The sequence below is a fragment of the Variovorax sp. YR752 genome, assembly GCF_943372545.1.
Map to the genome: position 1 here is coordinate 1 of NZ_CALRZC010000334.1, position 6,629 is coordinate 6,629.

General features: G+C 70.0%; 7 protein-coding genes and 1 pseudogene. 2 read left to right on the plus strand and 6 right to left on the minus strand.

Annotated elements, in window-relative coordinates; all coding sequences use genetic code 11:
- A partial coding sequence (gene ruvC, locus AAG801_RS39230) for a crossover junction endodeoxyribonuclease RuvC (RefSeq protein ID WP_341893289.1) occupies positions 1-348 on the minus strand: 348 nt, incomplete at its 3' end.
- Between the two features lie 149 nt (positions 349-497).
- Between ruvC and AAG801_RS39235 the strand changes: the two genes are divergently transcribed.
- On the plus strand, positions 498-2,579 hold the full coding sequence (locus AAG801_RS39235; RefSeq protein ID WP_341893290.1) for a hypothetical protein: 2,082 nt from the start codon (positions 498-500) through the stop codon (positions 2,577-2,579).
- A gap of 12 nt (positions 2,580-2,591) precedes the next feature.
- Here AAG801_RS39235 and AAG801_RS39240 read toward each other — a convergent pair whose 3' ends face one another.
- Both AAG801_RS39240 and AAG801_RS39245 read right to left on the minus strand, forming a co-directional pair.
- The gene (locus AAG801_RS39240; RefSeq protein ID WP_341893291.1) at positions 2,592-3,581 is read right to left on the minus strand and encodes a phosphatidate cytidylyltransferase; all 990 of its coding nucleotides are present in this window, start codon (positions 3,579-3,581) and stop codon (positions 2,592-2,594) included.
- Between the two features lie 4 nt (positions 3,582-3,585).
- Positions 3,586-4,449, minus strand: a complete 864-nt coding sequence (locus AAG801_RS39245; RefSeq protein ID WP_341893292.1) for a lysophospholipid acyltransferase family protein — start codon at positions 4,447-4,449, stop codon at positions 3,586-3,588.
- A gap of 9 nt (positions 4,450-4,458) precedes the next feature.
- Between AAG801_RS39245 and AAG801_RS39250 the strand changes: the two genes are divergently transcribed.
- On the plus strand, positions 4,459-4,896 hold the full coding sequence (locus tag AAG801_RS39250) for a DUF2809 domain-containing protein (RefSeq protein ID WP_341893293.1): 438 nt from the start codon (positions 4,459-4,461) through the stop codon (positions 4,894-4,896).
- Here AAG801_RS39250 and mtgA read toward each other — a convergent pair.
- The 3 genes and pseudogenes from mtgA to AAG801_RS39265 all read right to left on the minus strand — a co-directional run.
- The gene (mtgA, locus tag AAG801_RS39255; RefSeq protein WP_341893294.1) at positions 4,841-5,584 is read right to left on the minus strand and encodes a monofunctional biosynthetic peptidoglycan transglycosylase; all 744 of its coding nucleotides are present in this window, start codon (positions 5,582-5,584) and stop codon (positions 4,841-4,843) included. The genes AAG801_RS39250 and mtgA overlap by 56 nt on opposite strands.
- Positions 5,581-6,438: a shikimate dehydrogenase gene (gene aroE / locus AAG801_RS39260; RefSeq protein WP_341893295.1), complete on the minus strand. Its 858-nt coding sequence runs from the start codon at positions 6,436-6,438 to the stop codon at positions 5,581-5,583. Before aroE ends, mtgA begins: the two co-directional genes overlap by 4 nt.
- Positions 6,439-6,467: 29 nt before the next feature.
- A pseudogene (locus tag AAG801_RS39265) lies at positions 6,468-6,629 on the minus strand (energy transducer TonB); the annotation flags it as partial.

Below are 6,629 nucleotides of genomic sequence, written 5' to 3' on the forward strand. Positions count from 1 at the left end.
GTGGCCGGCCACGGCCTTCTTCATCTGCAGCGCCGTGTACTCGGCCACCGAGAGGTTGTGGCTCACCAGCGCCGTCACGCAGGCGCCGCGCGCCTGGCCCAGCAGCAGCGTCGACTGCGGGTTGACGTTGACGAAGATGATTTCGACCGCCGACGCATCGGGCTGGTAGCGCGCCGTGATCTCGCCGATGCCGTCGAACAGCACCTTCAGGCGCGCCGGCAGGTTGCCGCTGCCCAGGTGCCGGGTGCTGATGGTGCCGCTGGCCACGTAGCGCAGCGCATGGCCGTCCGCATCGACCACGCCGAAGCCGGTGGTCTGCAAACCGGGGTCGATGCCGAGAATCCGCATGAAAAGGAAGCGTAAAGGCCTAAGCCTGGGTGAGGAAGGTTGAAGAAGCTGCGAATTCGTGCGGGATGCGTGGGTATCGCGGGCAGAATCCGCCCGGTTCTTGCATTCCGCCCCGCTCCGCGCGGGGCGCGCCACACAAGGAAGCGAAGGTGAATGTAGTCGAGTCCTCCGCAGAGCAGCAACTCAAGCAACTGAACGACGCCCAGTCCCTGCGCGTGCGCCTGCAGCCTCCCGCCGAACGCGCCGCCGCGAGCTTTCGCCAGGCGGAGCTGTTGAGCGACCTCGGCCGCCGCCGCGAGGCGATCGCCGCCTGCAGCCAGCTCATCGCCGAGTTCGGCGCGCTGCCCGACGCCGCCGTGGTCGTGCCCTGCTGCCAGGCGCTGCGGCTGCTCGCGCACGTGCTGCGCCAATTGCATCGCCCGGCCGATGCGCTGGCCACGCTCGACCGCCTCGTCGCCGCACACGGCCAGCGCAGCGAGCCCGAGATCCGCGCGCACATCGCCCACGCGCTGTACCAGCGCACCTGGCTCATCGACGATGCCGCCGCACGCTGCGAGGCCTGCGACTTCATGAGCGAGCAGCTCGATGCGCAGGCCGATGCCGAACTCGATGTGTGGCGGCTCGATGCGCGCCTGCTGAAGGCCGAGATCGAACACCACCGCGGCCTGCCGCAAGACGCATTGGCCACGCTCGACGCAACCATCGAACGCTTCGAGGGCGGCAGCGATTCCGGCGTGGTCCTGCGCGTGGCGCGGGCCCGGCTGGCCGCGGTGCTCAACCTGCGCGAGCTGGCGCAGCACACCCAGGCCCAGGTGCTGTGCCTGCAGGTGGCCGACCAGATCGAGGCCGGCCTGGCCGACGCCGCGCCCGAGCTGCGGCTGGAAGGCGTGCGCGCGCTGGCCCTGTTCTTCGACGGACTCGGGCTCGACGAGGTCGCGCGCCGCGCCGAGCTGGTCGGCTGGCTGCTCGATCGTTACGGCCACGACGCCTCGGCGCAGGTGCGCCGCCTCGCGGCGGTGCGTGCCCACGACTGGGCCGTGGGGCTGCGCGACCAGGGCGACGGCGATGCCGCGCTGGCCGCCTGCGAGCGCCTGCTCGGCACCTTCGCGCGCGACGGCGACGCCGTGGTGCAGCGCACCGTGGCCACCACCTTGCTGCACAAGGGCTTCGTGCTGCTCGATCTGCTGGGGCGGCCCGAGGCCGCGCTCGCGGTGTACGAGCCGCTCGTAGCGCTGTCGCGCGACGGCGCCACGCCTGAACTGCGCGAGCTGCGCGTGAAGGCGACAGCCGGGCGCGAGGCCTGCCTGAAGCGGCTGCGCAAGACCGGCGGACTCGAGGCCGGCGAGCTGCCGGCCGAACTCTTCGATGCGGCGTGCGACACCGTCCGCGAAGGCCGCAAGCTCGGTGACGCGGGCGCATCGCGCGAGGCCATCGCGCTGTTCGACGAGGTGCTCGCGGCGCATGCCGCATCGCCGCACCCGCTGATGCGCCGCCAGTGCGCGCGCGCCCTGTCGCACAAGACCTTCTGCCTGCTGGCCCTGGAGCACTTCGCCGAGGTCGTCGAGGCCGCCGACGCGATGGACGCGCGCTACGGCGCCGATGCCTCCACCGAGATGCAGTCGCAGGTGGCGCTGTGCCTGCAGTACAAGAGCACCGCGCTCGACCGTCTCGCGCGGCCCGCGGACGAGATGCGCGTGCACGACGAGATCGTCGCGCGCTGGGGCAATTCCGAGTTGCCCGACCTGCGTGCGCGCGTGGCCGGTGCGCTGTTCCGCAAGGGCGCCGTGCTGCGCCGCGCGGGCCGGTTCGCCGAGGCCGTGGCCAGCTACGACGAGGTGATCGCGCGCACGGCGATGGCGCGGGACAGCGCCTTGCAGCTGTGGGCCGCCAAGTCGATGATCAACAAGGCCAAGGCCTTCGACAAGATGGACGACCTGCCGGGCCAGGCCAAGGCCTACCGCCTGCTCATCGCGCGCTTCGGCGAGTCGGGCGACGCGGCCTTGCGCGGGCGCGTCGCCAATGCCTGCGAATGGCTGGCCGAGGCCGAAGGCCGGCAGGGGCGGGTGGCGGCGCAGCGCGAGGCGTTGGAGCAGGCGCTCGGGCGTTTCGGCACTGCGCTGTCGGCCGAGCAGCGCACGCGGCTCAAGCGTGAGCTTCAGGCGCTGAAGACGAAGGCGTTGGGACGGCGCGCGAAGCAGGCTTTCGACCGGGTGGTGCGGCGCAAGGCCTGATCGCCCGGTGCTTCAGACGTTGAAGTACCAGCGGATCGAATGGAAGAAGATCGGCGCCGCGAAGCACAGCGCATCGACGCGGTCGAGCAGGCCGTTGGCGCCGGTCACGCCCACGCCCTTCTGGCCCCAGTTCGGAATGCCGCGGTCGCGCTTGAGCGCCTTCATCACGAGGTGACCCATCGAGCCCGCGACGCAGGCAATGATCGACACCGCGAGCGCCTGCCCGAACTTGAACGGCGTGATGAACGAGAACAGCGCGCCCACCAGGCTGGCCACCACGATGCCGATGCCCCAGCTGGTCCAGTTGAAGCTGCGGCTCACGTTCGGCGCAAAGGGCGTGCGCTGCATGCGCCGCGAGATCAGGTGCTGCACCAGCACCGAGGTCTGCACCACGAACACCAGGAAGAACACGAGGAACGCGCTCTTGCCTTCGTAGCCGGGGAAGGTCAGCAGCAGCAGCGCGGGCACGTGGCTCATGCCGTAGACGCAGACCATGATGCCCCACTGCAGCTTGGCGTTGCGCTCGAGAAAATGGCTGGGGTCGTTCGCCAGCGCGCTCGCCACCGGAATGGCGAGGAACACGTAGACCGGAATGAACACCGTGAACAGGTCGAAGCGCGCCGTGGCCACGAGCCAGAACTGGATCGGCAGCACCACGAAGAACGCGAGGATCAGGCTGCGGTGGTCGCCGCGCCGCGTCGGCGAGAGCGTGATGAACTCGCGCAGCGCAAAGAACGAGATCAGCGCGAACAGCACGGTGGCCACCGTTTCGCCCAGCGCCCAGCCGATCCAGAACACGATCGCCATGAACCAGGTGGTGCCGAGCAGCGCGCGCACATGCGCCAGCTCGGCCTGCCACGATTCGTCGTGCACCGGGTTGCGCCGCTCCTTGAAGCTCAGGAAGAAGACGGTGGTGCTCACGATGACGAGCAGGCCGAAGACGATCAGGAAAAGGGCCGCGACCTGTTCGGTCGGGCTGAGGCTGCGCAAAAACTGGTTCATACCTTCAGACGTCGCGCAAAGCGATCACGGCGGCACGCGCGCGGTCGAGGAAAGGCCGGCGCTCCTCGCCATCCTCGACGCGTATTGGCGCGCCGAAGGTGACAGAGCACAAGATGGGCACGGGCACGATCTCGCCCTTGGGCATCACGCGCTGCACGTTGTCGATCCAGGCCGGCACCAACACCACGTCGGGGAACATCGTCGCCAATGCGTACAGGCCCGACTTGAACTTCTGCGGCTCGCCGGTGTGGCCGCGCGTGCCTTCGGGAAAGATGATGATCGAGTCGCCGCTTCGCAGGGCGTCGATGAGTGGGGCGAGCGGGTCGGCGGCGGGCGGCTCGGGCGGGGCGGCCGGTGCCTCGGGTTCGATGACGGGCGGCGGTGCGACCGGTGGTGGGGGCGGCGGCGGCGCGGGGAGGTCGAGCTGCCCCTGGATTTCTTGCGGTGCCTCGGCGACGAGGATCGTTTCGATCGGCAGCAGCGGTTCCATCGAAGGCTCGATGCGCTCGGCCGGTGCGTTGGATGCCGCGGGTGGTCGCGCTTCTGGCGGCGGTGGCGCAACCGGTGCCGCAGCAGCCGCAGGCGCCGTGGCTGCACGCTCGACGTACACCGCGTTGAACACCTCCGTCGTGATCCAGCGCTTGACCGGCGTGTTGGCCCAGTAGTCGCGCGCCGCGATGGGCCGCGTGATGCTGCGCAGTTCTTCGGGCAGCGCGGCCCAGATCATCACGAGGTCCGCGTGGCTCTGGTGATTCGCGAAGTAGATGCGCTGCTCGGCTTTCGGCGGACAGCCGTACCAGCGCGCTTGCGCGCCGGTGAGCAATCGGACGATTCCCAGCAGCAACCAACCTGTGAGCTTTGCCAGCATATGGAGGCGATGATACGGGCCATGCGATGGCGTTTCGATCTTCTTTCCCTGGCGTGGGCGGTGGCCCTCTTTGTACTACTCGTGCTGCTGGCCACCGTCGGCGCGCGCTGGGGCTGGGTGCGAAGTTTCTTCGGCGACGTGCTGGCCGTGGCGTGGGTGTACGTGGTGTTCAAGACCTTCGTCGCCGCGCGCGTGCTGCCGCTTGCGCTGGCCGCTTTCGGCGTGGGGCTGCTGGTGGAGCTGGGGCAGTTGCTGGCGTCGACGTGGCACCTGCACATTCCGAACCGCGCGCTGCGCATCGTGCTCGGCGCCACCGCCGACTGGTGGGACGTGGCGGCCTACGCGATCGGCTTCGTCGCCGTGCTGGCGGTGGAAGCTGCGGTGCGCAAGCTCAGGGCAGGTCGACTGCCGGCATCCGCGCCACGATCGTCGATGCCCGCCCGTTGATGTACGACGAGTTGGGCCGTCGCTCGAAGAACTTCGGGCTCGGCAGCATCACGGCCAGGCGCGCGGCCTCGTGTGAACTCAGGCGCGCGGCCGGCTTCTTGAAGTAGTACTGCGCGGCGGCCTCGGCGCCGAACACGCCTTCGCCCCATTCGACGTTGTTCAGGTAGATCTCGAGGATGCGCCGCTTGTCGAGCAGCACCTCGAGCAGCGTGGCGAGCACCAGTTCCTGGCCCTTGCGCAGCATGGTGCGTTCGCCCGACAGCAGCAGGTTCTTCGCGAGCTGTTGCGTGATGGTGGAGCCGCCGCGCAGCGGAGCCGGTTGCACCGGCTTGCCACGCGCCGCCGCACGCGCCATGCGCTTGGCGGCCAGCTGTTCGGCGCGGGCGTTGCGCTGGCGCGCACGCTCGATGGCTTCCCATTCGACGCCGTTGTGGTCGACAAAACCGGCGTCTTCGCTCGCGATCACGGCGCGCTTGAGGGAGTCGTTGATCTGCGTGTACGGCACCCAGTCCTGGCGCCATCCGCCTTCGCGGCCTTGCGAGAGCGCGACGCGCCAGGCCTCGGAGCGCTGGAAGGCCGTGCTCTGCGGATCGATCACCGCCATGGCCGCGATGCGCACCACGAAGAACAGCTCGAGCGCCAGGCCCGCCACCACGAGGCAGGCGATCAGGCGCAGCAGGCCCTTCATGCGCCGGCGGCGAGCGAGGCGCGCAGCTCGGCCAGCACCTGGGCCGAGGGCGGGCGCACGCCGCGCCAGAATTCGAAGGCTTCAGCGGCCTGTTCCACCAGCATGCCGAGGCCGTCGCGTGCGACCGCGCCGTGCGCTTCGGCCCAGGCCATGAAGCCCGCGGCGGCGGGACCGTACATCATGTCGACGGCCAGCGCGCCGGGGCGCAGCACCTGCGCGCTCACGGGCACCGCATCGCCCGCGAGGCTGGAGGCGGTGGCGTTGACCACCACATCGAAAGCGCCGGGCACTTCGTCGAGCGCCCAGGCCTCGAGCGTGGCGCCGTGGCGCAGCGCGAGCGCGGCGTGGCGCTGCACCAGTGCGATGGCCTTGTCGAGCGTGCGGTTGGCCACCACGATGCGCGCGGCGCCCGCGTCGAGCAGCGGCCCGAGCACGCCCGCCGCGGCGCCGCCGGCACCGATCAGCAGCAGCGACCGGCCCGCCAGCGGCACGCCGGCGTTGCGCACGATGTCGTTGACCAGGCCGATGCCGTCGGTGTTGTCGGCGTGGATGCTGCCGTCGGCCTCGAAGCGCAGCGTGTTCACGGCCTGCGCCAGCGTGGCGCGCTCGCTGGTGTGCTGCGCGAGCGCGGCGGCGTCGAACTTGAAGGGCACGGTGACGTTGCAACCGCGTGCCGTGTCGCCCTGCGCGGCAGCCTCGCTGCGGAAGGCGGCGATGCCTTCGGCGAACGCGCCGATCGGCACCAGCCGCCGGCCGTAGGCCATCGGCTGGCCGCAGAGTTCGGCAAAACGCGCGTGGATGCGGGGCGAGCGGCTGTGCTCGACGGGGTTGCCTATGACGCAGTACTGATCCATGGCCGGTGTTCCGTGTTCTGCTGTGGGGGTTACTGGGACGACAGTTCGATCGTCTCGTCGCGCGTGAACTTGAAGCGCGACTGCAGCACGATCTGGTCGGTCTGCTTGCGCATCGCGTTGGTGAAGGTGCCGAAGTTGCCGACGCTGCGCACGATGGCCTGGGCACGGCGGTCGAGCGTGGTGTTGCCCGA